The sequence below is a fragment of the Chromobacterium sp. CV08 genome (assembly GCF_051129845.1).
In the GTDB taxonomy this organism is placed as follows: Bacteria; Pseudomonadota; Gammaproteobacteria; order Burkholderiales; family Chromobacteriaceae; genus Chromobacterium.
On the sequence record NZ_CP150453.1, the window covers coordinates 1,654,677 to 1,678,581 of the forward strand.

Annotated in this window: 24 protein-coding genes; 15 read left to right on the forward strand and 9 right to left on the reverse strand. The window is 67.1% G+C overall.

Translation table 11 applies throughout. The annotated features are described in order from the left end of the window. Positions 1-67 precede the first annotated feature (67 nt). Genes nth through WNM05_RS07955 form a run of 3 tightly spaced genes read right to left on the reverse strand, consistent with a single transcriptional unit; the run spans position 68 to position 2,396 of the window. Positions 68-700 (reverse strand): endonuclease III, encoded by a 633-nt coding sequence (gene nth, locus WNM05_RS07945; RefSeq protein WP_434633988.1) that lies wholly within the window; start codon positions 698-700, stop codon positions 68-70. Then, complete coding sequence (gene rsxB, locus WNM05_RS07950) at positions 697-1,464, reverse strand: electron transport complex subunit RsxB (protein WP_434633989.1); 768 nt, start codon at positions 1,462-1,464, stop codon at positions 697-699. Before rsxB ends, nth begins: the two co-directional genes overlap by 4 nt. Positions 1,465-1,490: 26 nt before the next feature. Then, positions 1,491-2,396: a LysR substrate-binding domain-containing protein gene (locus WNM05_RS07955; protein ID WP_434633990.1), complete on the reverse strand. Its 906-nt coding sequence runs from the start codon at positions 2,394-2,396 to the stop codon at positions 1,491-1,493. 109 nt (positions 2,397-2,505) lie between these two features. Here WNM05_RS07955 and WNM05_RS07960 point away from each other — a divergent pair, with 109 nt between their 5' ends. From WNM05_RS07960 to WNM05_RS07975, 4 genes are all read left to right on the forward strand, one after another. Further along, the gene (locus WNM05_RS07960; RefSeq protein ID WP_434633991.1) at positions 2,506-2,820 is read left to right on the forward strand and encodes a carboxymuconolactone decarboxylase family protein; all 315 of its coding nucleotides are present in this window, start codon (positions 2,506-2,508) and stop codon (positions 2,818-2,820) included. Positions 2,821-2,833: 13 nt separating this feature from the next. Then, positions 2,834-3,238, forward strand: a complete 405-nt coding sequence (locus WNM05_RS07965; RefSeq protein WP_434633992.1) for a tautomerase family protein — start codon at positions 2,834-2,836, stop codon at positions 3,236-3,238. Beyond that, positions 3,235-3,801, forward strand: a complete 567-nt coding sequence (locus WNM05_RS07970; protein WP_434633993.1) for a DUF4865 family protein — start codon at positions 3,235-3,237, stop codon at positions 3,799-3,801. The genes WNM05_RS07965 and WNM05_RS07970 overlap by 4 nt, the downstream gene beginning before the upstream one ends. A gap of 92 nt (positions 3,802-3,893) precedes the next feature. Next, the gene (locus WNM05_RS07975; protein WP_434633994.1) at positions 3,894-5,783 is read left to right on the forward strand and encodes a methyl-accepting chemotaxis protein; all 1,890 of its coding nucleotides are present in this window, start codon (positions 3,894-3,896) and stop codon (positions 5,781-5,783) included. A 78-nt stretch (positions 5,784-5,861) separates the two neighbouring features. Here the strand turns inward: WNM05_RS07975 and WNM05_RS07980 are convergent, their stop codons facing one another. The 6 genes from WNM05_RS07980 to WNM05_RS08005 form a co-directional block, all read right to left on the reverse strand. After that, positions 5,862-6,806, reverse strand: coding sequence for a SphA family protein (locus WNM05_RS07980; protein ID WP_434633995.1), 945 nt, complete (start codon positions 6,804-6,806; stop codon positions 5,862-5,864). Between the two features lie 128 nt (positions 6,807-6,934). Beyond that, entirely contained in the window at positions 6,935-8,899 is a 1,965-nt protein-coding gene (gene acs / locus WNM05_RS07985) for an acetate--CoA ligase (RefSeq protein ID WP_434633996.1), read from the reverse strand. Between the two features lie 71 nt (positions 8,900-8,970). Continuing rightward, a complete protein-coding gene (locus WNM05_RS07990) occupies positions 8,971-10,650 on the reverse strand; it encodes a cation acetate symporter (protein WP_434635136.1) in 1,680 nt (559 codons plus the stop codon). After that, positions 10,650-10,958: a DUF485 domain-containing protein gene (locus WNM05_RS07995; RefSeq protein ID WP_434633997.1), complete on the reverse strand. Its 309-nt coding sequence runs from the start codon at positions 10,956-10,958 to the stop codon at positions 10,650-10,652. The genes WNM05_RS07990 and WNM05_RS07995 overlap by 1 nt, the downstream gene beginning before the upstream one ends. 363 nt (positions 10,959-11,321) lie before the next feature. Continuing rightward, the gene (locus WNM05_RS08000) at positions 11,322-11,522 is read right to left on the reverse strand and encodes a hypothetical protein (RefSeq protein WP_434633999.1); all 201 of its coding nucleotides are present in this window, start codon (positions 11,520-11,522) and stop codon (positions 11,322-11,324) included. A 71-nt stretch (positions 11,523-11,593) separates the two neighbouring features. Beyond that, on the reverse strand, positions 11,594-12,040 hold the full coding sequence (locus tag WNM05_RS08005) for a lysozyme (RefSeq protein ID WP_434634000.1): 447 nt from the start codon (positions 12,038-12,040) through the stop codon (positions 11,594-11,596). Between the two features lie 323 nt (positions 12,041-12,363). Here WNM05_RS08005 and WNM05_RS08010 point away from each other — a divergent pair, with 323 nt between their 5' ends. The 11 genes from WNM05_RS08010 (at position 12,364) to WNM05_RS08060 (ending at position 23,888) form a co-directional block, all read left to right on the forward strand. Next, positions 12,364-12,906 carry a cytochrome b gene (locus WNM05_RS08010; RefSeq protein ID WP_434634003.1) on the forward strand — a complete coding sequence of 181 codons (543 nt, stop codon included), beginning with the start codon at positions 12,364-12,366 and terminating at the stop codon, positions 12,904-12,906. A gap of 26 nt (positions 12,907-12,932) precedes the next feature. After that, positions 12,933-13,499: a YceI family protein gene (locus tag WNM05_RS08015; RefSeq protein ID WP_434634005.1), complete on the forward strand. Its 567-nt coding sequence runs from the start codon at positions 12,933-12,935 to the stop codon at positions 13,497-13,499. A gap of 31 nt (positions 13,500-13,530) precedes the next feature. Then, on the forward strand, positions 13,531-14,109 hold the full coding sequence (locus WNM05_RS08020) for a YceI family protein (RefSeq protein WP_101707413.1): 579 nt from the start codon (positions 13,531-13,533) through the stop codon (positions 14,107-14,109). Positions 14,110-14,301: 192 nt separating this feature from the next. Beyond that, on the forward strand, positions 14,302-15,834 hold the full coding sequence (gene sph, locus WNM05_RS08025; RefSeq protein ID WP_434634008.1) for a sphingomyelin phosphodiesterase: 1,533 nt from the start codon (positions 14,302-14,304) through the stop codon (positions 15,832-15,834). A gap of 378 nt (positions 15,835-16,212) precedes the next feature. Then, positions 16,213-17,202 (forward strand): iron-containing redox enzyme family protein, encoded by a 990-nt coding sequence (locus tag WNM05_RS08030; protein ID WP_434634010.1) that lies wholly within the window; start codon positions 16,213-16,215, stop codon positions 17,200-17,202. Positions 17,203-17,217: 15 nt separating this feature from the next. Continuing rightward, a complete protein-coding gene (locus WNM05_RS08035) occupies positions 17,218-18,219 on the forward strand; it encodes a hypothetical protein (protein ID WP_434634012.1) in 1,002 nt (333 codons plus the stop codon). Between the two features lie 13 nt (positions 18,220-18,232). Further along, complete coding sequence (locus WNM05_RS08040; RefSeq protein WP_434634013.1) at positions 18,233-19,729, forward strand: hypothetical protein; 1,497 nt, start codon at positions 18,233-18,235, stop codon at positions 19,727-19,729. Further along, the gene (locus tag WNM05_RS08045; protein WP_434634015.1) at positions 19,722-20,972 is read left to right on the forward strand and encodes an aspartate aminotransferase family protein; all 1,251 of its coding nucleotides are present in this window, start codon (positions 19,722-19,724) and stop codon (positions 20,970-20,972) included. Before WNM05_RS08040 ends, WNM05_RS08045 begins: the two co-directional genes overlap by 8 nt. After that, positions 20,969-21,892, forward strand: coding sequence for an EamA family transporter (locus WNM05_RS08050; RefSeq protein ID WP_434634017.1), 924 nt, complete (start codon positions 20,969-20,971; stop codon positions 21,890-21,892). The genes WNM05_RS08045 and WNM05_RS08050 overlap by 4 nt, the downstream gene beginning before the upstream one ends. Beyond that, positions 21,889-22,323, forward strand: a complete 435-nt coding sequence (locus WNM05_RS08055) for a GNAT family N-acetyltransferase (protein WP_434634019.1) — start codon at positions 21,889-21,891, stop codon at positions 22,321-22,323. The genes WNM05_RS08050 and WNM05_RS08055 overlap by 4 nt, the downstream gene beginning before the upstream one ends. Positions 22,324-22,556: 233 nt before the next feature. Continuing rightward, the gene (locus tag WNM05_RS08060; RefSeq protein ID WP_434634021.1) at positions 22,557-23,888 is read left to right on the forward strand and encodes a hypothetical protein; all 1,332 of its coding nucleotides are present in this window, start codon (positions 22,557-22,559) and stop codon (positions 23,886-23,888) included. Positions 23,889-23,905: the final 17 nt, after the last annotated feature.

The window sequence follows — 23,905 nt, forward strand, 5'->3', positions numbered from 1 at the left end:
TGGGGGCGCGCTCTGATTTTGCAAGCGTTTTCTTTTGATTGAAGCCCGGTTTCCCTCTGAGTTTTCATCATAACGGTTTTGCCGGGTATTCGCAGAGGTCGGCGATGGCGCAGCGCGGACACTCCGGTTTTCTGGCCTTGCACACATAGCGGCCGTGCAGGATCAGCCAGTGGTGCGCGTCCAGCCTGAATTCGGCCGGCACCATCCTGACCAGCTTGTCCTCGACCTCGCGGACGTCCTTGCCCGGCGCGATGCGGGTGCGGTTGGCGACGCGGAAGATATGGGTGTCCACCGCAATCGTCGGCTGGCCGAAGGCGGTGTTCAGCACCACGTTGGCGGTCTTGCGGCCGACGCCGGGCAGCGCCTCCAGCGCCTCGCGCGTCTGCGGCACCTCGCCGCCGTGCTTTTCCAGCAGCAGCCTGCAGGTGGCGATCACGTTCTTGGCCTTGGTCTTGTACAGGCCTATGGTCTTGATGCATTCGGCCAGGTTTTCCTCGCCCAGCGCCAGCATCGCCGCCGGGGTGTTGGCCACCGGGTAGAGCCGGCGGGTGGCCTTGTTGACGCCGACGTCGGTGGCCTGTGCCGACAGCAGCACCGAGATCAGCAGCTCGAACGGCGTCGAGTACTCCAGCTCGGTGGTCGGGTGGGGCGTGGCTTCGCGCAGCCGCTCGAAGATCTGTTGGCGTTTGGCGGCGTTCACTGTTGGTCCTCGTCGGTGTCCTGTTGGGCGGCGCGCATCGCGGCGGCGCGCTCCATCGCCGCGCGTATCACCGCCATCTTGTCGGACGAGGCGGTGGCGGCCACCGGCGCCTGCTGCTTGGCGCGCTCCATCGCCTTGCGTATCAATTCGTTCTTGTCGACTGCTGCCGACGGGGCGGACGGAGCCGCCGCCGTGCCGGCCGAGGGCGCGGGCGCGGGCACCGCGGCCCGTTCGGCCAGTCGTCTGGCCTTGTCGGCCGCGTCGCGCGTCTTGCGCGCCTGGCGGGCGTCGTGGCGTTTGCGCGCCAGCGCGGCGCGGGCCATCACCTGTTCGCGGCTGCCGTCGTCGGGGCGGTCCACCGGCACCAGGTCTATGCAGTCGACCGGACAGGGCGCCAGGCACAGCTCGCAGCCGGTGCATTCGTCGGCGATCACCGTGTGCATCTGCTTGGCCGCGCCGACGATGGCGTCGACCGGGCAGGCCTGGATGCACAGCGTACAGCCTATGCAGCTGTCTTCGCGTATCACCGCCAGCGCGCGCGGCTTAGGCTGCGGGCGGTCCGGCTCGAACGGCAGCGCCGGCAGGTCCAGCAATTGCGCGAGCGCCCGCACGCCGTCCTCGCCGCCGGGCGGACAGCGGTTGATCGGGTCTCGGCCCGCCGCCAGCGCCTCGGCGTACGGACGGCAGCCGGCGTGGCCGCACTGACCGCACTGGGTCTGGGGCAGGAGGGCGTCGATCCGTTCGACGAGTGTGATGACGGCCATGCTGTCGGATTCCGCTTCAAAAACCGCTAATTATCGTCTTTAGCCGTATCGGCTTCAACCGCGATCTGGGTGGACGCGCCGTCCAACAGGATGTGACGCAATCGTTCCGCGGCATCCGGCAGCGGCGTCTGCGCCCGCCACAGCGCCAGTTCCAGCCTGGGCAGCGGCGGCAGGCCGGCTGCGGCAGGGTCCAGCGGCCGCAGGTCCGGCGGCAGGCCCAGGGTCGCGCGGGCGCTGATGCCCAGGCCGGCCCGCACCGCCGACCACAGTCCGGCCAGGCTGCTGCCGCTGACCGCCACCCGCCACGGCTGCCCGGCCTGGTCCAACGCGTCGCAGGCCTGGCGCCGCACCAGGCACGGCGCATCGAACATCGCCAACGGCAGCGGCCGGTCGGCCGACGGACGAGGCGAGGCGGCGCCGGCGATCCAGTACAGCGGCACCTGGCCCAGCTGGTCCTGGTGCGGCCATGGCGAGCCGTCGCCCCACAGCAGGGCCAGATCGAGCTCGCCCTGGCGCAGCGCCCGCTGCAAGTCCAGGCTGCGGCCCACCCGCACTTCCACATGGACGTCCGGACAGGCGCGGGCGAAACGGCCCAGCGCGTCGGGCAGCAGGCCCTCGCCGAAGTCCTCGGCCAGCCCCAGACGCACGCTGCCGGCGAGGAAGGTGCCGCGCACCGCCTGCACCGCCTCGTCGTTCAGTTCCAGCAGCCGACGGGCGTAGGACAGCAGGATTTCGCCGGCCGGCGTCGGCTCGAGGCCGCGGCCGCTTTTCTGCAGTATCGGCGCGCCGGCCTGCTGTTCCAGCTTTTTCAATTGGGCGCTGACGGCGGAGGTCGAGCGGTTCAGCCGCTCGGCGGCGCGGGCGAAACCGCCCAGTTCGACGCCGCAGGCGAAGCTGCGCAGCGCGTCGAGGTCCAGCAAGGTGCGACGCATGATAATAGTCCTGATTTTTGGGATGGTTTGTGAAAATATATCCGATATTCAGTATCAATTGCCAGCGCTACAGTACAGGCACCGATACCCGACCCGTCAGGAGCCCACGATGTTTTCCGCAAACGAAGCCTTGCCCCGGCTGACGCCGAAGCTGGACCGACTGACCCGCGACGTGCTGTTCGGCGATGTCTGGCAGGGCGCGGCGCTGACGCCGCGCGAACGCAGCCTGATCACCATCGCCGCGGTGCTGGCCCAGTCCCGGCCGGCCGCGTTGGATTTCCATCTGCGGCGCGGCCTGGACAACGGCCTCGTCGCCGAAGAGCTGGCCGAGGTGCTGACCCACCTGGCCTTCTATGTCGGCTGGCCGGCTGCCACCGCCGCGTTGGAGCAACTGGACGCCGCACTGGCCGACTCATCGATATAAAAAGGAGCGCACCATGCCTTACGCCCGTATTTCTCTGCACCGGGGCAAGTCGCCGCAGTATCTGCGCGCGCTGGCCGACGGCATCCACCAGGCGATGGTGGAGTGTTTCGCCGTGCCGTCGGCCGACCGTTTCCAATTGATCCACCAGCACGAGCCCGGCGAGATGATTTTCGACCGCGATTACGCCGGCGGCCCGCGCTCCGATGATTTCACGCTGGTGGCGATACAGACCGGCCGGCCGCGCAGCGCGGAGGCCAAGGCCGCGCTGTACGCCAGGATGGCCGAGCTGCTGGAGGCGTCGCCGGGCCTGGCGCCGGCCGACCTGCTGGTGGTGGTCGTAGACGGCAAGATGGAGGACTGGTCGTTCAGCCACGGCCGCCAGGCGTCCCAACTGCCGCCGGAGGCGCTGCGACCATGATCGCGATGCGATACCGGATCGCGCTGCCGGCCGATTACCCGATGGAAATCATAGAGCGGCGCATCGCCGAGCGCGGTCATCTGACCGACGGCCTGCCGGACCTGGGCTTGAAGGCTTATCTCTATTGCCGCGCCGGCGAGCATGGCGCGACGGCGAACGCCTACGCGCCGTTCTACCTGTGGCGGCGCGCCGAAGGCCTGCGGGATTTCCTGTCCGGGCCCGGTTTCGCCGCGCTGTGCGCATCGTTCGGCCGGCCGGCGGTGGAGAGCGCCGCGGTCTGCTTCGGCGATTGGCGGGACGAGGTGGCCGAGGCCCGTTACGCGACGGTGGAGACGCTGCCGATCGAGGCGGGAACGGAAATGGACGCGTTGCGGCGGGAGCAGGAGGGTTGGCGTGCCGGTCAATGGGACGAGGGCGGGGCGCTGGCCGTCGCCGCCGCTTTCGATCCGGCGAACTGGACCCTGCGCCGCCTGGTCCTGTCGCGGCTGGCGCCTGAGTCGCGAAAGCACGGCGCCGTCGAGTGCTATCGGGTCGGGAGGGTTTCCATCGGCGCGTCGATCTGAGCGGAAGATTGTAAAAAATGGACAAGGCGGTTTGGCCAAATGCACAGGTGCTCTATGGTAAAAAGACCTAAGTTATATCGAGAGCCGCCGTCATGAAGATCGCCCATAAAGCCGGCCTGATTTCCGCCTTGGTGCTGGCCGCCACCTTGTCCACCTTGTCGTGGCTGCAATATCTGAGCGTTGCCAACAGCATACGCACCGGCAAGGAGCAGGAGGTGGTCCAGAGCAGCCAGGTGCTGGCCGGACAGATCGCCAACTGGTTGAACGGCAAGCTGGCGCAGATCCAGCTGATGTCGGAAACGATAGACGCCAATTTCAGCGGGGAACGCATCCTGGAGGTATTCCAGCGGCCGATGCTGAAGAACGAGTTCAAGCTGGTGTTCGGCGGCCTGGACAGCGACGGCAAGAAAATCTCCAACGACCCGTCGTGGAATCCGCCACCGACCTGGGATGCCCGCAAGCGGCCGTGGTACCCGGTGGCCAAGGCGGCGGCCGGCGTCGGCCTGACCGATCCGTATCCGGACGCCGCGTCCGGCGAAATCCTGATCTCGGTGGTGGCCAAACTGACCGACAAGGGCGCGTTCAAGGGCGCTTTCGGCGGCGACCTCAGCCTGAAGACGGTGTCGGAGGCGCTGAATACCGCCACCTTCAACGGGGCCGGCTACGCCTTCCTGTTGTCGGCCGACGGCAAGATCATCAGCCATCCGGACGCCAAGCTGAACGGCAAGAGCATCGCCGAGTTGTTCGGCGGCACGGCGCCGGCGCTGGACGACAAGGTGCAGGAAGTGGAAGTCAACGGCCAGCGGCTGATGGTGGCCTTCCATCCGCTGGAACATCTGCAGGCGGCCAAGTGGCTGGTCGGCGTGGTGCTGGACGAGGACAAGGTGATGGCCGAAGCGCGGCAGATAGGCTGGCGCGGCTTCTGGGGCGCGGTGATAGGCGTGGTGCTGAGCATGGCGATACTGAGCACGCTGATGCAGCAGATCCTGCGGCGGCCGCTGCAGCAATTGAAGCATTCGCTGGCCGAGCTCAATAGCGGCAACGGCGACCTGACCCGCCGCGTCGACGAGTCGTCCAATGACGAGTTCGGCGAGGTGGCGCGCGAGCTGAACCGCTTCATCGCCTATCTGCAGCGGCTGATCGGCGACATCCGCCAGATCGCGACGCGGGTGTCGCAGGGCACCGAGCAGAGCGCCGGCGAGGCGCGGCAGAGCAGCGGCGAGGCCAGCCGCCTGCAGCAGGAACTGGAGCAACTGGTGACGGCGATCCGCCAGATGGCCGAGGCAGCCGGCGAGATGACGTCGAACGCCGGCGCGGTGGCCGAGGCCGCGCGGCTGGCGCACGAGGAGACCGGCAGCCGCGTGGCGCTGGTGACCCAGTCCAGCCAGGCGATACGCCGGCTGGCCGACACGCTGGACGAGACCTCGCACTCGATGAATGAGCTGGCCGAGTTCAGCAAGAACATCGAATCCATCGTCCGGGTGATCACCGGCGTCGCCGAGCAGACCAATCTGTTGGCGCTGAACGCGGCGATCGAGGCGGCGCGGGCCGGCGAGATGGGACGCGGCTTCGCCGTCGTCGCCGACGAGGTGCGCAAGCTGGCGTCGCAGACCCAGGAGGCGACGCAGGAGATTCGCACGATGATAGAGCAGCTGCAGCGCGGCGTCGGCGAGGCGCGGCAGAAGATGGACGAAAGCCGCGAGCGCGCCAGCAGCACGGTCAAGGACGCCGAGCAGATAAGCGACATGCTGTTGCGCATCCAGGACGTGATCTCCGACATCAACGCCAAGAACGGCGAGATCGCCGGCGCCGTCGACCGCCAGAGCCGGATGACGCAGGAAATCAACGACAGCGCCGGCAATATCCAGCACATAGGCCAGCGTGTCAGCGACGCGGCCCAGGTGCAGTTGCAGCACTGCAACGATACCGCCGCCGACGTCGCCGAGCAGGACAAGATGATAGGACGGTTCCGGCTGGAGTGAGCCGTTCCGCTGCCGCCATGCCAAGCCGGGACGGATGTCCCGGCTTTTGCTTTCTGGACGGCGCGGCGGGAAGGCGGCTCAGATCGGCACGAACAGCGACAGCCAGGCGTTCCAGCCGGCCGTGCGGTTCTTCGCGTCGAATTCGTCGTAGGCCTTCAGATTGGCGTACCACTTCTTCTTGCCGACCGGGAAGAAATAGCCGATCTGCGGGCCCAGGCCGGCCACCCGCGATTTCAGGTCCTGCCGGCCCAGGCCGGGGCCGGTGTCGTTGTCCAGCTGGTGGTAGGCGTAGCCGACCAGGCCGATGTGGAAGTCCTCGTTCAGGAACTGCGACAGCGACACGTCCAGATGGGCGTCGGTGCCGTTGCGGTAGCCGGTGTCCGGGTTCTTCTGGTTGAAGGTCAGCCCGAGCACGGCGGAAAACTCCAGGCCGGACGCGGTGTTCAGATAGCTGTAGCCGCCGCCGGCGTCGTAGGACCAGTGGTTCAGGCCCAGATTGGCGGCGCGGTTCGGGTCGTAGGCGCCGACCGGCACCCCCATCGTCGCGTAGGCCAGATAGTTGTGCTTGCCGCGGTTCCATTTCAGCGTCGCCATCGGATACAGATCGCCGAAGCCGTCCCGGCGGTCGTCGCTGCTGGCCGAACGCGTCCGGCCGCGCGCCGACGTGGTGGCTACGCTGTCGTAGACGTCGGTGCGCCCGTACAGGCCGGTCAGCGATATCGCCGCCTGCGCGCCGGCGACCGGCGTCGCGAAGGTATAGGTCGGCGCGATGAACAGCGTGTCGCTGGGCGTGCTCAGCTGGGTGTCGGTCACCCGGCCGCGGCGGTTCCGGCTGCGGGTCTCCGAGTTGGCGTAGGCGTGGTAGCCGCTGAAGGTCCAGGACCAGGCGGGGTCGTTGGCGACGGCGGCGAAAGTGCCGAGCTGGCCGGGCAGCCAGAAACTCAGGCCGCCTTCGTCGGCTTGGGCCTCGGCGGCGGGCAGGGCGGCCGCCAGGCAGAGCAGGGCGGAGACGGTCTTTTTCATGGCGGGGACTCTGGTATGGCAGGGTGGCATGCTATTCGAGTGTCGCACAATATCGCGGCAGCGAGTAGCGGTCGGAGGGCGTGAAAAAGCCGGAGTCGCGTCGCGACTCCGGCCCGATGGCAGCCGGCTTACAGCGTCTGCTGCAGCTGTTGCAGGATCTGCGGGTTTTCCAGCGTGGAGACGTCCTGGGTGATGGCCTCGCCCTTGGCGATCGAGCGCAGCAGACGGCGCATGATCTTGCCGGAGCGGGTCTTGGGCAGGTTGTCGCCGAAGCGGATGTCGTCCGGCTGGGCGATCTTGCCGATCTCGTGGGCTACCCAGTTCTTCAGCTCGGCCGCCACCGTCTTGGCATTGTCGCCTTCCGGACGCGCGCCCTTCAGCACGACGAAGGCGACGACGGCCTCGCCCTTGACGTCGTGCGGCTTGCCGACCACGGCCGCCTCGGCCACCAGAGGGTTGGCCACCAGCGCCGATTCGATCTCCATCGTGCCCAGCCGGTGGCCGGACACGTTCAGCACATCGTCGATGCGGCCCATGATCCAGAAGTAGCCGTTCTCATCGCGGTGGGCGGAGTCGCCGGCCAGGTAGTAGCGGCCGTTGAACTCTTCCGGGAAATAGGTCTTTTTGAAGCGCTCCGGATCGTTCCAGATCGTGCGGACCAGGCTGGGGAACGGCTTCTTGATCACCAGGAAGCCGCCGCGGCCCGGCTCCACCTGGGCGCCGGACTCGTCGACGATGTCGGCGATCACGCCCGGCAGCGGCAGCGTGCACGAGCCGGGCTTGGTGGCGACGGCGCCCGGCAGCGGCGCGATCATCGCCGAGCCGGTCTCGGTCTGCCACCAGGTGTCGACGATGGGGCAGCGGCCGCCGCCGACGGTTTCGTAATACCAGATCCAGGCCTCGGGGTTGATCGGTTCGCCGACGGTGCCGAGCACGCGCAAGGACGACAGGTCGAACTGCTTCGGCAGCTCGGCGCCCAGCTTGATCAGCGAGCGTATCGCCGTCGGCGCGGTGTAGAAGATCGACACCTTGTGCTGTTCTATCATCCGCCAGAAGCGGCCGGCGTCGGGGTAGGTCGGCACGCCCTCGAAGATCACCTGGGTGGCGCCGTTGGCCAGCGGGCCGTAGCAGACATAGCTGTGGCCGGTGATCCAGCCGACGTCGGCGGTGCACCAGTAGACGTCGTTGGGCTTGTAGTCGAACACCCAGCGGAAACTGTTGATCGCGCCGAGCAGGTAGCCGGCGGTGCTGTGCTGTATGCCCTTGGGCTTGCCGGTGGAGCCGGAGGTGTACAGGATGAACAGCGGGTCCTCGGCGCTCATCCATTCCGGCTCGCAGGTCTCGCTCTGGCCCTCGATCAGCTTGTGCCACCACACGTCGCGGCCGTCCACCCAGGCGGCGCCGGCGTTGGTGCGCTGATAGACCACCACGTGCTTGATCGATTCGGTGCCTTCCAGCGCCAGCGCCTCGTCGACGGTGGACTTCAGCGCCACGCTCTTGCCGCCGCGCAGGCCCTCGTTGGCGGTGATCACCACGCTGGCGCCGGCGTCCTGGATGCGGTCGCGCACCGCGCCGGCGGAGAAACCGCCGAACACCACCGAGTGGATGGCGCCGATGCGGGCGCAGGCCTGCATCGCCACCACCGCCTCTATGCCCATAGGCATGTAGACGACGACGCGGTCGCCCTTGCCGACGCCGAGCTCCTTCAGGCCGTTGGCGAACTGGCAGACGCGGCGGTGCAGCTCGGCGTAGGTGATGCGGACGACTTCGCCGTCGTCGGCCTCGAAGATGATGGCGATCTTGTTGGCGTCGGTGGCCAGGTGACGGTCCAGGCAGTTGTACGACGCGTTCAGCACGCCGTCGTCGAACCACTTGAAGAACGGCGCCGCGCTGTCGTCCAGTACGCGGGAGAACGGTTTTTTCCAGCTGATCAGTTCGCGCGCCAGATCCCCCCAGAACGACAGGTAGTGGTCGTCCGCCTGTTCGCACAATGCGTGGTAGGCCTCGATGCCGCTGATGGACGCCTTGCGGCGGAACTCTTCCGACGGGGCGAAGCTGCGGGTTTCCTTGAGGATGGAATCTAGCGTCGACATGCGTTTCTCCAAAGTCTTTGATGTTGTCGCCGCGCGTGCTCGGCCGCGCGGCGCGTCAATGATGATGACATTTAATGTTTGTTGGCGCCACTGGCCCCGATGCCGGTCATCGCCCTGACGTACTGGGCGTCGAACTTGGCTTTTGCCTCCGAGGCCTGGCGCGAGGTGTCGAGGACCGAGACCAGCCAGGTGACGACGAAGGCCAGCGTCATCGAGAAGATGGCCGGGTTCTTGTACGGGAACACCGCGTGCTCGTGTTTCAGCACCTCGACCCATACCGCCGGTCCGAGCACGATCAGCACCACCGCGGTCAGCAGGCCCACCAGGCCGCCGACCACCGCGCCGCGGGTCGTCAGGCCCCGCCAGAACATCGACAGGAACAGCACCGGGAAGTTGGCGGAGGCGGCGATGGAGAAGGCCAGGCCGACCATGAAGGCGATGTTCTGCTTCTCGAACACCAGGCCCAGCACGATGGCCACGACGCCCAGCACCACGGTGGTGATCTTGGAGACGCGGATTTCGTCGGCCTCGTTGGCGTGGCCATGCTTGATCACGCTGGCGTACAGGTCGTGCGACACTGCGGAGGCGCCGGACAGCGCCAGGCCGGCCACCACCGCCAGGATGGTGGCGAAGGCCACGGCGGAGATGAAGCCGAGGAAGATGTCGCCGCCGACGGCGTTGGCCAGATGGACGGCCGCCATATTGCTGCCGCCGACCAGCTGGTGCACTTCCTTGCCGTCCTTCATCACCGTCTCCATCATGCCCGGCTGGTTCAGCACCAGCATGATGGCGCCGAAGCCGATGATGAAGGTCAGGATGTAGAAGTAGCCGATGAAGCCGGTGGCGAAGAACACCGACTTGCGGGCCTCCTTGGCGTCGGCGACGGTGAAGAAGCGCATCAGGATGTGAGGCAGGCCGGCGGTGCCGAACATCAGCGCCAGGCCCAGCGAGATCGAGTCTATCGGGTCGGCCTTGCCCGGCGCCATGATGGCGGCGCCCTTGCTGTGCGCGGCCACCGCCTTCTCGAACATCACCTCGGGATTGAAGCCGACGGTGGCCAGCACCATGATGGCCATGAAGGTGGCGCCGGACAGCAGCAGCACCGCCTTGATGATCTGCACCCAGGTAGTGGCCAGCATGCCGCCGAACAGCACGTAGCAGACCATCAGCACGCCGACCAGCAGCACCGCCGAGCCGTAGCTCATGCCGAACAGCAGTTGGATCAGCTTGCCGGCGCCGACCATCTGCGCGATCAGGTAGATGGACACCACGACCAGCGTCGACAGCGCGGCGAAGCTGCGCACCGGAGCCTGGCCCAGCCGGTAGGAGGCGACGTCGGCGAAGGTGTACTTGCCGAGGTTGCGCAGCCGTTCGGCCACCAGGAACAGGATGATGGGCCAGCCGACCAGGAAGCCCATCGAGTAGATCAGGCCGTCGTAGCCCTTGTCGAAGACCAGCGCGGAAATCCCGAGGAAGGACGCCGCCGACATGTAGTCGCCGGCGATGGCCAGACCGTTCTGGAAGCCGGTGATGCCGCCCCCGGCGGCGTAGAAATCCTTGGCCGACTTGGTCCGGCGCGCCGCCCAGTAGGTCACGCCCAGCGTCAGCGCGACGAAGAGGAAGAACATGATGACGGCGTGCCAGTTGGTCGGCTGTCGCTTGACGTCGCCTTCGATCGCGCCGGCCGCCCAGCAAAGCGCCGGCGTCAGCGCCGCCATGCCGGCGGCCAGTTGCAGTTTGAGCTGTCGCATCATTTGGACTCCTCGACGATCTGCTGGGTCAGCGGGTCGAACTCGCGGTTGGCGCGGCGGACATAGATGCCGGTCAGCACGAAGGCCGACAGGATGATGCCGACGCCGATCGGAATCCCCACCGTCATCGTGGCGCCGTCGTACAGCGGCTTGCCCAGCAGCGACGGGTCGAAGGCCAGCACCAGAATGTAGCCGTAGTAGATGACCAGCATCGCGATGGCCAGCGTCCAGCCCAGGCCGGTCTTTTTGTGGACCAGTTCCAGATACTTCGGATTGGACTGGATTTTCTTCAGCATCTCCTCGTTCATGACGTCCTCCTCCTTTTATTGTCGGGTACGTGCGCGTGTGACGGCGCTGCTTACACGATACGAGGGCGGCGGCGGACGATCTAATCGTATTTTTTGATGCGGCGAATTCGTCGTGGCTATGGTTTGTTGTTAAAAACTATTCATATCAATGGTTTGCATTGGAATTTTTGCTCGAAAAAATCGTGGAATATCGAAATGGACGGTGCTGGCGCTATTCAATCCCGGCAACCGTGTCGCGCTGCAACATAATGACATTGGGAAAGTCGGCGGATGAGCGGGGGACTGCATGCAAACCCTTTATCGGCGCGGCTTTGCGCGCGCTCCTACGGCGGGGCGGGGTTGTCGGATTGCGCGCGCCGGCGGTCAGGCCGGCTTGTCCGGCTTTGCCTGAAAGCGCATGCAGGGCTGGCCGGAGGCCTCCAGCACGTCGAGGCAGGGCGCGCGCTTGCTGGAAAAACCCATCGCCCGGCAGCCGTAGGGAAAGTTCGGGTCGTAGGTGACGAAGTGGTGCAGGCAGCGGCGGCACAAGGGCGCGCCGCGCCGCGGGGACGGGTCTGCTGGCATGGCGATGGCGGATGCGGAAACTCCCGCCAGCTTAGCAGCGGCGGGAGCGGAGCGGCGGGAAAATCGCCGGGTCAGGCGATGGCGGGCGCCGGTGCCAGGAACAGCGCCTGTTCGGCCTGCCGGCGTTTGAGCAGGCCCGGCAGCGCCTGGCCGCCGGCCTTGTCCCACAGCGGGAACTGGCCGGCGGCGCCGCGGTAGTCGCCGGCATTGAGCAGGCGCAGCAGCGTCGAGTTTCGCAGATTGCCCAGGCCGAGGTTGTAGCTGAAGCTGACCAGCGCGTCGAACTGGTTCTGGTTGACGGCCACCGCCACCAGCCCGGAGACGCCTTGTTCGAAGCGGGCCAGATCGTCGCGCAGCAACTGATCGGCCTGCTGCCGATCTATGGTCAGGCCGGCATGCACGTCGGCGCCGGTGTGGCCGTAGCCTATGGTCCAGACGCCGACGACGTCCTGGTAGGCGGCAAGACGCAGGCCTTCGAATTGCTGGATCAGATTGATGCCGTTCTGGCTGGTTTGCATGGGGGCTCCTGTCGGGAATGGGGCCGCCGCAGCCGGACGGCGGCGTGGCGTTGGAAGGCATTAGGCCTGTTATTTGGTGCAGTTTTGATTGCCGCTTCGGACGATAGCGTTTGACTTTGGTATTTTTATCGCAGCATGGAGGCGTGAGCGCAGGTTTTCGCCAGTCTATCGACGGACAGCGATGTTTGTTTACTAATGTGAAATAATAAATTTGTTGAAGCGGGCTATTTCAGGCAAGGAAAACCGCTTACAGTCAGCCTACCCGGTTGCGCCTGCCGCGCGCGGCCGGACGATTCCCGAACACCGCTTACCAGGGGCCGCCCATGCCGCAAACGCGTTACACCGCCACCGCCATCTTCCTGCACTGGCTGATGGCCATCGCGCTCGTCTGTCTGTTCTGTGTCGGCTTCTACATGCACGGCATGTCGCTGTCGCCGCTGAAGCTGAAGATCTATTCCTGGCACAAGTGGTCGGGCGTCACGGTGTTTCTGCTGGTGTGGCTGCGGCTGGTCTGGCGCTTCGGCCACCGGCCGCCGGCGCTGCCGGCCGGCATGGGCGCCCTGATGCGCGCGCTGGCGCACGCCGGCCATGCGATGCTTTATCTGCTGATGATCGCGATCCCGCTGTCCGGCTGGCTGATGAGTTCGGCCAAGGGCGTGCAGACCGTGTACTTCGGCGTGCTGCCGTTGCCGGACCTGATCGCGCCGAATCCCGAGCTGGGCCACCGGCTGGCTTCGCTGCACTCGGCGCTGAATTATCTGCTGGCCGCGGTGGTGCTGGGCCATGTCGGCGCCGCGCTGAAACATCATCTGATAGACCGCGACGACGTGCTGACCCGCATGCTGCCCTGGCGCGTCCGTTCCTGAACCCCATTGATCCGGAGAGACGAACAATGAACATCAAACGCATCGCGCCGCTGTTGCTGGCCGCCGCCCTGGCCGCGCCGCTGACGGCCCAGGCCGTCGAGTACACGGCTATCCAGCAGGACAAGAGCAATATCGCCTTCGGCTACAAGCAGATGGGCGTCGGCATGCTGGGCCATTTCAAGAAGTTTTCCGCCCAGCTGAATTTCGACCCCGCCAAACCGGCCGCCGCGAAGGCGCAGCTGGATGTCAGCCTGGCCAGCATCGATACCGGCTCGGCCGAGGCCAACGAGCAGGTGGCCGACAAGGACTGGTTCAATACCAAGCAGTATCCGAACGCCCGTTTCGTATCGAGCGCGATCAAGCCCTTGGGCGGCAACCGCTTCCAGGTGGACGGCAAGCTGACGATCAAGGGCCGCACCCAGGCGGTCAGCACCCTGGCCACGATGACGCCGCAGGGCGCGCAGGCCGCCTTCGACGGCGCTTTCACGATCAAGCGCGCCGACTTCGCGATCGGCGAGGGCGACTGGAAGGACTTCGGCACCGTCGCCAATGAAATCCAGATCAAGTTCCATCTGCTGGCGCGCGCCAAATAAGCGCTGCCGCGTTCAACCAAGGAAAGAAGCCATGAACAAACTGACCCGCCTCACCCTGGCCGCCGTGGCCGTCGCCGGTTTCAGCAGCGCCGCGCTGGCCAAGCCGGAAACCTATGTGATCGACGGCACCCACACCTTCCCGCGCTTCTCGTACAGCCACCTGGGCTTCTCCACCCAGCTGAGCCGCTTCGACAAGACCAGCGGCAAGATCGTGCTGGACAAGGAAGCCAAGACGGGCTCGGTCGACGTGACCATAGACATGAAGTCGGTCGACACCGGCTACCCGGTGTTCAACGGCCACATCCAGGGCGCGGACTTCTTCGACACCGCCAAGTACCCGACCGCCACCTTCAAGTCGACCAAGGTGTTGTTCGACGGCGACAAGCCGACCGCGGTCGAGGGCAATCTGACGATCAAGGGCGTGACCAAGCCGGTGACGCTGACGCTGTCCAGCTTCCTGCAGCAGCCGCATCCGATGCTGAAGAAGGACGCGATCGGCGCCAACGCCAGCACCAAGATCAAGCGCACCGAGTTCAACGCCGGCAAGTACGCGCCGTATGTCGGCGACGACGTCACCATCGACATCGCGGTGGAAGCCATCCACGAATAAGCCGCAGGGCTCAGCCCGCGCGGGAAGCCGTCGTCCGAAGGGGCGGCGGCTTTTTCGCGTCCGGCGGAACGATCCGGCGGCGCGCGAATGTGTATCCAATGTAAATTGAATATTAATTTTTAAGTAATTAACCATAGTGCAAGAAAACTGATCCAGCCTTTGCCGCTTCCTTCACCCACCAAAGGATGTCCGATGAAAGCCTGGCGTTTTCTGCTGTGCGCGGCGGCGCTGCTGCCCGTCGTCTCCCATGCCGCCTATCCCGACGATCTGAAACTCTCCACCTGGAACGCGATGCTGTTGCCGCAGGCGCTGTATCCGAACTACGGCCAGATGCGCCGCGTCGAGCTGATGGCGGCCTCGTCGGTGGCGCAGCGCCAGGACGTGATGGTGTTCCAGGAACTGCAGGACAATGCGGCGTCGGAGCATCTGCTGGCGCTGCTGAAGCCGCGATTCCCGTACCAGACGCCGGTGATAGGCCGCACGCAGCAGGGCTGGGACGGCACCGAGGGCTGGAACGGCATGAAGCCCGAGGACGGCGGCGTCGCCATCGTCAGCCGCTGGCCCATCGTCGAGCGGCGCCAGTATCTGTTCCAGACGCCCGGCTGCAGCTGGGACGGCCAGGCGCTCAAAGGCTTCGCCTATGCCAGGATCGCCGCCGACGGCGGCTTCTACCATGTGATCGCCACCCATCTGCAGTCGGAGGACAGCGGCTGCGCCAATCATGCCGACATCGCCGTGCGCCAAGCGCAGCTGCGCGAAATGTCGGCCTGGATCCGCTCGCGCCAGCTGCCGGCCGACGAGCCGGTGATCGTCGCCGGCGACATGAACATCGACCGCAACAAGAGCGCCGAGTACCGCGCGCTGCTGGACATCCTCGGCGCGAGCGAGCCCCGCTACGCCGGCGCGGCTTACAGCTTCGACACCGCGGCCAACGGCATCGCGCTGGAGCGCTACGGCGCGCGCAGCGGCGACGCGCCGGAGTACCTGGACTACATCCTGGCCCTGAAGGGCCACCGCCAGCCGGCGATGTGGCACAACCAGGCGCTGGACGCGCCGGCGCCGCAGTGGACGGTCCAGTCGGCGGTGGCCAGGCAGACCTACGCCTATGCCGATTTCAGCGACCACTACCCGGTGCAGGCCTTCGCCTGGGCCGACGCCTCGACGCCGACCCGCTCGCTGACGGCGCCGGCCGGCAGCTACCGCGGCCTGACGCTGCAGAATGTCGGCAACGGCCGCTATGTCCAGGCGGCGGACGCCAATGACGGCTGGCTGAAGACCGACGCCGCGGCGCCCGGCGTCCGGGCCCGTTTCAATCTGTCGAACAATTTCGCCATGCGCGACAACGGCTGCGTCCGCTCCGGCGAATACGTGCGCCTGGAACGAGCCGACCGGCCCGGCTGGTTCTGGACCTGGTCGGGGACGGTCGGCGGCAACCAGTACGCCTACCACACCGTCCAGGGGCCGCTGAACCGCTCTCCGGAGCTGCGGCTGCTCAACCACAGCCGGCCGGACGGCTGCCTGCAGGACGGGGACGTGGTGTCGTTCAAGGATTGGGCGCGCGCCGCCGACTACTATGTCACCGCCTGGAGCGGCGGCAGCCATGCCGAGCAGCTGTATCTGTGGCAACCGGTGGCCGGCGACGGCGAGCGTTTCCGGGTCCGGTTGGGCGCGGCGCCGCAATACCAGGACTGGTCCTCGCAGCTGGTCTACGCCAAGCGGCGCTAGCGCCGTTCATGATCTTGCTCGGGCATCCCGCGGCCGAAGCCGGCGGATTGGGGACGCGAATTTGTAAAAACTCCTTTCCAAACAGTTATTTCTGTCAGTGTCTCGGTGTTTTTGACCGGGATTGTCGAGCATAAGATAAGAAGGCGCCGCACAAGGCGCCGTTTCTTTTTTTGCGAGCGAAAGGAGTGGCAAATGCAAGCCAGCGTGCAAGAAGCGGTTGTGGTGGTCAAGCCCCGTAACCCGCGTCCGGTCCTGGTACCGGTTCACCTGTAAGCCGACCTGGCAGGGACCGCCGTTCGCGGCGGAGTGCCCTGACTGAGCCGGGGCCGAGCCGCCGGGATTTCCGGCGGCCGGCGCGACTTGCGAGGAGGATGTGCGATGCCCCAGCACGAGCAGCTGCGCTATTGCCTGAACGGAGACGTGATTTCGAATCAGCCGCTGGTGGTGAGGACCGCCGGCGAGGAGGAGTTGGAGCTTTCCGCCGGCCAGGCCACCGAGGCCGAAGTGGCGGAGCTGGTGCGGCGGCTGGCCGCCGGCTGCACCCAGCCTGAGGTGGAGAACGCCCTGCCGCGGCAATCGTCCGAAAGCGTGCGCCGCCTGCTGGCCAGCCTGGAGAACTACGGCGTGATCCGCCCGCTGGCGCCGGCCGAAGGGCAGACCGGCATGCAGACGCTGCTGGAGATCGAGGACCTGTCGAACCAGCTGCTGTACCGGACGCTGTACCGCAACGAATTCTGGGTGCGATGCCAGAACGCCGCCGGACCCGGCGACATTCCGGAACGGGTGTTCCACGGCATGGTGATAGAGAACTACCACTTCCTGTTCCGCGAAAGCTATTTCGACGCGCCGGTGCTGTCCTACGTGCCCAACACCCGGGTGAGGCTGGCGATGAACGCCTTCTTCGCCGAGGAGTACGGCCACGACGAATTGCTGCTGCAGGCGCTGAACCGCATAGGCGTCAGCCGCGAGGACCTGGCGCACACGGTGCCGCTGCCGCAGACGATGGCGCTGTGCAACGCGCTGGCCTACTGGTCGCACAACGACCCGCTGTTCTTCTTCACCACGCTGGGCATTCTGGAAGGCAAGGACATCCGGCAGGATTCCTTCCTGGACGCGGCCTACCGGCTCGGCGTCGACGAGGCTTTCCTGAAGCCGGTCAAGGCGCATTCCGACATCAATCTGAAGGGCGAGCATGGCAGCCTGACCCGGCAGATCTTCTCGCAGATCGACGTGGTGGATCTGGAAACCGTCCGCAGGCTGCGCGCGCAGACCCATCTGTTCGTCGAATTGTACGACGCCTTCTACAGCGCGGTATGGCGCCATTATTCCGGCGACGGTCCGCTGCTGAGGCGCATCGAGAACTATTGAGCGAGGAGGGACGACATGCATGCCCCAGCCACCCAAGACCTGTTCCGCCGCCCCGCGCTGCGGCCCGGCGTGGAGATCGAGGAGCAGCGGGACGGCATCGCGCTGCTGTACCGCGAGCAGTCCTGCGATCTGGACGTGTCCGACGCCGGCCGGCGCGAATTGCTGGCGCTGCTGCGCGATCTGCAGAGCGCGCCGGCCAGCGTAGTCGAACTGAGCGCCGCGCATCCGTCGATGGCGGCCAGCCTGCCGGGCCTGCTGGAAGAGCTGGACAGGCTGGGCCTGGTCACCGAAGCCGGTTTCGAGCTGCCGGCCGACGCCGTGTCGGGCCGGGAATTCAACGCCCGCCTGCGCAATCTTGCGCAACGGACGCTGCGCAAGAGCTCCCGTTCGCGGCTGTTCGGCCTGCTCAGCGACTGCGCCGCGCCGCGCAATGTGCTGATCGGCTACGCGCTGGAATACTACTGCCTGGTGCGCGCCGCGCCCGGGCTGATCGCGTCGGCGCTGTCCCATGCCGACAGCCGGCAGAACCAGCGTTCGCTGCAGCGTTTCCTGATGTCGGAGCTCGACCACGACCTGATGCTGGCCGAGAGCCTGGCCAGCGTCGACATGGAGGTGGACGGGCTGGACCATCTGCTGCCGCTGCCGTCGACCTTCTCGCTGTGCTCGGCGCTGGGCGTGTTCGCCCGCCAGCATCTGCTGTCGTTCAAGAGCGTGCTCTTCCTGTTCGAGATGCCGGGCGAACAGTTCAACCAGGCGCTGGTGCGCTGTTGCGAGGCCCAGGGCCTGTCGAAGGCGTTCTGGGAGCCGCTGCTGCGCCACGCCCACATCAACGATGCGATGGGCCACGATGACATCAGCGGCGAGCTGCTGGAGGACATCAGCGCCATCGGCCGAGAGGAACAGCTGGTGGTGGAAAAGAACCTGGTGCTGATGATGGAGACCATGGCGCTGCAGGACGAGGAAATCGTCGACTACTACAGCCGCGAAGACGCCTTGATTCCGCGGCTGCACCTGTGAGAGGAGGCCGGACATGGAAGCCTGGGGCATCAGCCACTACCGTTCGCCGCATCTGGTGCCGTTCCACGCCCACCTGGCGCAGGACGGCCAGACCGTGGTGCTGGCGGCCGACGAGAACGAGTACGAGATCAATTTCAGCGGCGTGGACGGCGGCCACGTGCTGGACAGCGTCTTGGCGATGGCCAATCCCGGCGCCGAAATCTGGTTCGACATCCACGAGGGATCGGCCCAGCCGTGGCAGCTGTCGCTGGCGCGGCAGCTGGACGAGCTGTCGCTGATCCGCGACGCGCCGGCTGACGGCTCGGCTTTGGAGCTGCGGCGGCTGGAGCTGGAGAGCCTGGTCCGCCGCTGCGTCGACAAGCTGCTGGCCGCGACCGCCGCCGACCGCGAAGGGCACGCTTCCATCGTGCTGGCGATGCAGAAGCTGCTGGACGAGCCGGCGCCGCAGGCCGACGCCTTCACGGTGGACGACGTCGCCGCGCCGCAGTGGGCCGGCAATTTCGCGCTGCAAACCTTCTATCTGCAAAAGATCTATCTGGCCGACAATCTGCCGCAACTGCTGCCGCTGTGGCGGCGGGTGCTGCAGGATTTCGCCGACGAGGCCGGCTACGCCGGCCTGGGCCGCCGCGCCGCCGAATCGCCGCGGCTGGCGCGGCCGGACAGCCTGGGCTTTTATTGCCCGGCCCAGGTCGAGGCCTATCTGCTGTGCCTGGTGGACTTGCTGCTGCAGGCCGCGCGTCCCGAGGCGCGGCGGCGTCTGAAGCGTCCGACGCTGGTGGCGGAGCCGGATAGCGGCGTCAATTTCATGCGCCGCGCCGAACAGTTCGCGCTGGCGGGGCTGGCCGAGCTGGGCGAGTCGCGCTACGTCGGCCGGGTCAACGCCGACGGCGCCGGATTCGGTCCGGTGGTGCAGGGCCTGTTCATCGAGCAGTACCATGTCACCCAGCGCTTCGTCGAAATCATCGCGCCGTTGATGACCAAGCGGCTGCGCACGCCGCTGAAGCAGCGCGTCTACCGCTATTTCCAGGAGGAACTGGGGCACGAGGCCTTCGAGCGCGCCACCTGCGAGGCGCTGGGCGTGCAGGCCGCCTGGCTGGACCAGGCGCTGCCGCTGCCGCTGTTCCAGGCCTATGTCGACGCCTTCACCGTGCTGGGCCGCTACGATCCGATAGGCTATCTCGGCTCCATCATGGTCACCGAGGGCATGCCGGGCATGGACAATCCGGTGCATGCGCGGCTGGAGGCGCTGGTCGAGGACCGCGCCGAATACCGCCGGGTGGCCAAGCGGCATGACGATCTGAACGTCGAGCTGAACCACGCCGCGTTGTCGCGGCTGTTCTTCCGCGAGATATCGGTGCTGACGCCGCACGCCCAGCAGCGGGCGCTGGCCAATCTGTCCTATCTGCTGGAGCTGAACGTGCGGGCGATGGACCAGGTGGCCGATTTCTACGGCGCGCAGACCGAGCTGCGGATCTGCGCGCTGGACAGCTATCCGGCCGGCCATGTCTGAGGACGAGGAGCGCTACGACCGCTGCGTCAACCCGGCCTGGCGCCAGGTCTTGGGCCTGTGCGGACTGGACGAGCAGCCGGTGGCGGCCGACGGCTGCTGGCTGCGCTTCGCCGACGGCCGGCGCATGCTGGACTTCGTCTGCGGCTACGGCGCGGCGGCGCTGGGCCACAATCCGCCGCCGCTGCTGGCCGCGCTGGCCGGGGCGCTCGGCGAGCCGGAACCGAATCTGCATCCGCTGGGCCTGTCCAGGCACGCCGGCCTGCTGGCCGAGCGGCTGCTGGCGCTGGCCGGCTTCGCCGACGGCAAGGCCGTGTTCGCCAGCGGCGGCGCCGAGGCGGTCGAGGGCGCGCTGAAGCTGGCGCGCATGGCCGGCGGCAAGACGCGGCTGATCGCCTTCGACGGCGGTTTCCACGGGCTGACCCAGACCGCCACCCAGTTGGCCGGCGCCGAATTCTGGCGCCTGGGCCTGGCCGACGATCCCGCCTGCCTGAGGCTGCCCTGGGGCGAGCTGGAGCCGGTGGCCGCGCAACTGGAGGCCGGCGACGTGGCGGCGGTGCTGCTGGAGCCGGTGCAGGGCACGGCCGGCGCGCGCGCCTGGCGCGGCGACCGCCTGGCGGCGCTGTCGGCGCTGTGCCGTCGCCACGGCGCCTGGCTGGTGTACGACGAGGTCCAGTCCGGCCTCGGGCGCTGCGGCGCATGGTTCGCCTACCAGGCGCTGGGCGCGCCGCCGCCGGACATGCTGGTGCTGGCCAAGGGGCTCAGCGGCGGCATGCTGCCGGTGTCGGCGCTGCTGTGCCGAGACGCCGTCCACCAGGCGGTGTTCGGCCGGCCCGGCTGCGCCAAGATCCACGGCTCCACCTTCGGCGGCAACCGGCTGGCGCTGCAATGCGGGCTGGCGATGCTGCGGCTGCTCGGCGAGATGGACGCGCCGGCGCGGGCCGCCGCGCAGGGCGAGGCGCTGCGCCGGATGCTGCCGCCCGGACCGTTCGCGCTGGAGGGAACGGGCCTGATGCTGGCGCTGCGCGCGACGCCGCAGGCGCATCGGCTGTATGGCGAACAGGCCGCCGGCGCGCTGTGGCTGCAATTGCTTGAACAGGGCGTGTTGACGGCGCCGGCGGCCCACGACGCGGACGCGTTGAGGCTGCTGCCGCCGCTGACGGCGGGCGCCGACGAGCTGGACTTTTTCGTGCAGGCATACCGGCGCGCATTGGCGGCGCTGCAAACGGAGGCGACGACGGCATGAAGATACGACACGTGTTGCTGGCCATCCTGGTGGCCGCGATCTGGGGCCTGAGCTTCATCGTGGTCAAGATAGGCCTGACCCAGTGTCCGCCGCTGTTGCTGGCGGCGCTGCGCTTCGTCGTGGTGTTCGCGGCGGGGGCGCTGCTGTTTCCGCCGCCGCCGCTGCCTTGGCGCTTGTATCTGCGCGCCGGCCTGTGCCTGGGCGTGATCCAGTTCGCCGGGCTGTTTTCCGCCATCCATCTGGGCATGCCGGCCGGCATCGTGTCGGTGCTGGCCCAGGTGCAGGTCTTCGTCACGCTGTTGCTGGCCAGCCTGGTGCTGGGCGAGACGCGCAGCGTCCTGCAGAAGGCGGTGATGGCGCTGGCGCTGGCCGGCGTGCTGCTATTGGGCTACGCCCGCTATCAGGACGCCTTGCCCTTGTGGCCGCTGCTGCTGGCGCTGCTGGGCACCGCCGGCTTCGCCTGGGGCAATATCGAGCTGAAGCGCGCCGGCAAGGTGGACATGTTCGCCTTCACCGTGTGGATGAGCGTGGTGCCGCCGCTGCCGTTGCTGCTGCTGTCGTTCGCGCTGGAGGGCGGGCCGGCGGCGGCGTGGAACGCGCTGACGCACTTCTCCCTGACGGCGCTGGCGGCGCTGCTGTTCCTGGCGCTGGTCGGCACGCTGTTCGCGCTGGGCAGCTGGGGCAAGCTGCTGACCTTGTATCCGGCCACGCTGGTGGCGCCGTTCTCGCTGCTGAGTCCGGTGTTCGGCCTGCTGGGCGGCTACTTCATCCTGAACGAGCGTTACGACACGCTCAGCATCGCGGCTTCGCTGCTGATCGTGACGGCGCTGGCCGTCAACACCTATGCCGGAAAACTGGCGGCGCTGCTGCCGAAGCCGCCGCGTGCCGACCTGAGAGCCAAGGGACCCGCCCGACGATGAACGAAGACACGCTGAGCCTCTCCACCGACAAGAGCCTGCTGGACATCGGCCTGATCCACGCCTTTCTGCACGACCACGCCGCCTGGGCCAAGGGCATTTCGCGCGACACGGTGGAGCGGGCGATAGCCGGCTCGCTGTGTTTCGGCGCCTATCTGGGCGGACGCCAGGTCGGATTCGCACGGGTCGTCACCGATATGGCGACCTTCGGCTATCTGTGCGACGTGTTCGTGGTGCCGGAATGCCGGGGCCGCGGCTACGCGCGCCGGCTGATGGAGCGCGTGGCCGAGGAGCCGGCGCTGGGCAGGCTCAGGCGCATCGTGCTGGTCACCTCGAACGCCCACGGCGTCTACCTGCCGTTCGGCTTCGCCGCGCTGGAGCATCCGGAGCGCTATATGGAGCTGCACCGGCCCGACATCTACCGCGCCGGCTGAGGGCGGCGGCGTCGCTGTCCGCAGGCGCGTCACGCGGCGCGGCCGCTGGCGTTCATCCGATGGCGGCGCGGGCCTGTCGGCGTCGGCCCGCCGGCGGCTTCCTTTTTCCGAACAATCCTGTCGTTGAAAATACTTATAAGTATTTTGTGCGGCTCGCCGCGCCGAATTCGCCGCTAGTGTGAAAGAGTGGTTCGCCAATTGACGCGCCGCATCGGTACGCTATGGAGAACGCGATGGCGAATCCCGGAAACAGTCCGGTACTGGACGACGGCTACATGGTGGCGGACCGCGAGGCGCCCGCCGCCGCCGGCGGCAAGGGCAATCCGGTGATCGGATGGTGGATGGGAGCGGCCATCGCCGGCTGCTGCGCGTTGGGCTCCTACGGTCTGGCGGTAGGCCTGAAGCTGCCGTTTCTGCTGGGGGCCATCGCCGGCGGCGTGACGCTGTTCGCGGTGCTGCTGGCGGCGACGCCGTACTTGCGCTTCGTCGATCATGGCTGGTGGACGCGCTACGACGAGTTCCGCAACCAGCTGTGGGGCGAGGCGCTGTCCAAATACCTTTGGCATTTCCGGCACCGCCGCGCCGAGGCGGCCGGCGCGCTGGAGTCCTGGGGCCAGCCTGCCGCCGAGCCGCAGCGCGAGCGCGCGGCCTGCCTGTTCCGCACCATCTACAGCGAGCAGTACGGCCGCTACGCTTTCGTGCCGCCGCTGCTGCTGTTGCTGGCGGTGGTGTTCTTCGAGAGCAATTACATCGTGCTGGTGCCGTTGCGGCAGGTGTTGCCGGGCGGGAATCTGCTGTCCGGCTATCTGTCGCAGTTCGTCCATTTCGATCTGCAGATCAGCGCGATGTGCGGCGCCTATATGTTCGTCGTCGGCGACACGGTCAACAATGTGCGCAAGCGCTGTCTGAACGTCGCGGACGTGTACTGGTACGCGCTGCGGATGGCGCTGGCGGTGCCTATCGCCTATGCCCTCACGCAGGTACTGCCGAAGGATGCGGCGGTCAGCGTGGCCTTCGCGCTGGGGGCCTTGCCGATAGACACCATCATCAAGATGCTGCGGCGGCTGGTGAACGCCAAGCTGAATACCGGCGAGGCCGAGCAGCCGGACCAGCTGGTGAAGCTGGACGGCGTCACCACCGCCGTCGCCGCCCAGCTTGAGGCCGAGGGCGTGTCGTCGATAGATCAGCTGCTCGGCATCGATCCGGTGTTGCTGGCGGTCAATACCGGCCTGTCGTTCAAGTTCGTCCTGCGGCTGGTCGGACAGGCCATCGTCCGGCGGCATCTGGGCGACGCCGCCTTCTCGCTGTCGGCCATCGGCCTGGCCGACGCCACCTCGGTCTATTGCCTGATGCAGGATTTGAAGCGGGCGCGGCAGCAGGGGAGCGTCGACAGCCCGGCGGACGCCATCATGGCCGACGCCTGCCGGCTGCTGCAGTCGGTGTCGAAGAACGCCTGGCCGGACCGGCAGACGGTGGAGTTCGCCTTCGGCAATATCGCCGACTACGCCTACACCGGCCTGCTGATGTCGGCCGGTTTCGAGCGCGCGGAAAAGCCGGCGCGCTGAGGCGGGCGCCGATTGCG

Coding starts and splice junctions, on each gene's coding strand:
- rsxB (WP_434633989.1), bottom strand. CDS start 1,464: ATGGCCGTCATCACACTCGTCGAACGGATCGACGCCCTCCTGCCCCAG.
- WNM05_RS07955 (WP_434633990.1), bottom strand. CDS start 2,396: ATGCGTCGCACCTTGCTGGACCTCGACGCGCTGCGCAGCTTCGCCTGC.
- WNM05_RS07960 (WP_434633991.1), top strand. CDS start 2,506: ATGTTTTCCGCAAACGAAGCCTTGCCCCGGCTGACGCCGAAGCTGGAC.
- WNM05_RS07965 (WP_434633992.1), top strand. CDS start 2,834: ATGCCTTACGCCCGTATTTCTCTGCACCGGGGCAAGTCGCCGCAGTAT.
- WNM05_RS07970 (WP_434633993.1), top strand. CDS start 3,235: ATGATCGCGATGCGATACCGGATCGCGCTGCCGGCCGATTACCCGATG.
- WNM05_RS07975 (WP_434633994.1), top strand. CDS start 3,894: ATGAAGATCGCCCATAAAGCCGGCCTGATTTCCGCCTTGGTGCTGGCC.
- WNM05_RS07980 (WP_434633995.1), bottom strand. CDS start 6,806: ATGAAAAAGACCGTCTCCGCCCTGCTCTGCCTGGCGGCCGCCCTGCCC.
- acs (WP_434633996.1), bottom strand. CDS start 8,899: ATGTCGACGCTAGATTCCATCCTCAAGGAAACCCGCAGCTTCGCCCCG.
- WNM05_RS07990 (WP_434635136.1), bottom strand. CDS start 10,650: ATGCGACAGCTCAAACTGCAACTGGCCGCCGGCATGGCGGCGCTGACG.
- WNM05_RS07995 (WP_434633997.1), bottom strand. CDS start 10,958: ATGAACGAGGAGATGCTGAAGAAAATCCAGTCCAATCCGAAGTATCTG.
- WNM05_RS08000 (WP_434633999.1), bottom strand. CDS start 11,522: ATGCCAGCAGACCCGTCCCCGCGGCGCGGCGCGCCCTTGTGCCGCCGC.
- WNM05_RS08005 (WP_434634000.1), bottom strand. CDS start 12,040: ATGCAAACCAGCCAGAACGGCATCAATCTGATCCAGCAATTCGAAGGC.
- WNM05_RS08010 (WP_434634003.1), top strand. CDS start 12,364: ATGCCGCAAACGCGTTACACCGCCACCGCCATCTTCCTGCACTGGCTG.
- WNM05_RS08015 (WP_434634005.1), top strand. CDS start 12,933: ATGAACATCAAACGCATCGCGCCGCTGTTGCTGGCCGCCGCCCTGGCC.
- WNM05_RS08020 (WP_101707413.1), top strand. CDS start 13,531: ATGAACAAACTGACCCGCCTCACCCTGGCCGCCGTGGCCGTCGCCGGT.
- sph (WP_434634008.1), top strand. CDS start 14,302: ATGAAAGCCTGGCGTTTTCTGCTGTGCGCGGCGGCGCTGCTGCCCGTC.
- WNM05_RS08030 (WP_434634010.1), top strand. CDS start 16,213: ATGCCCCAGCACGAGCAGCTGCGCTATTGCCTGAACGGAGACGTGATT.
- WNM05_RS08035 (WP_434634012.1), top strand. CDS start 17,218: ATGCATGCCCCAGCCACCCAAGACCTGTTCCGCCGCCCCGCGCTGCGG.
- WNM05_RS08040 (WP_434634013.1), top strand. CDS start 18,233: ATGGAAGCCTGGGGCATCAGCCACTACCGTTCGCCGCATCTGGTGCCG.
- WNM05_RS08045 (WP_434634015.1), top strand. CDS start 19,722: ATGTCTGAGGACGAGGAGCGCTACGACCGCTGCGTCAACCCGGCCTGG.
- WNM05_RS08050 (WP_434634017.1), top strand. CDS start 20,969: ATGAAGATACGACACGTGTTGCTGGCCATCCTGGTGGCCGCGATCTGG.
- WNM05_RS08055 (WP_434634019.1), top strand. CDS start 21,889: ATGAACGAAGACACGCTGAGCCTCTCCACCGACAAGAGCCTGCTGGAC.
- WNM05_RS08060 (WP_434634021.1), top strand. CDS start 22,557: ATGGCGAATCCCGGAAACAGTCCGGTACTGGACGACGGCTACATGGTG.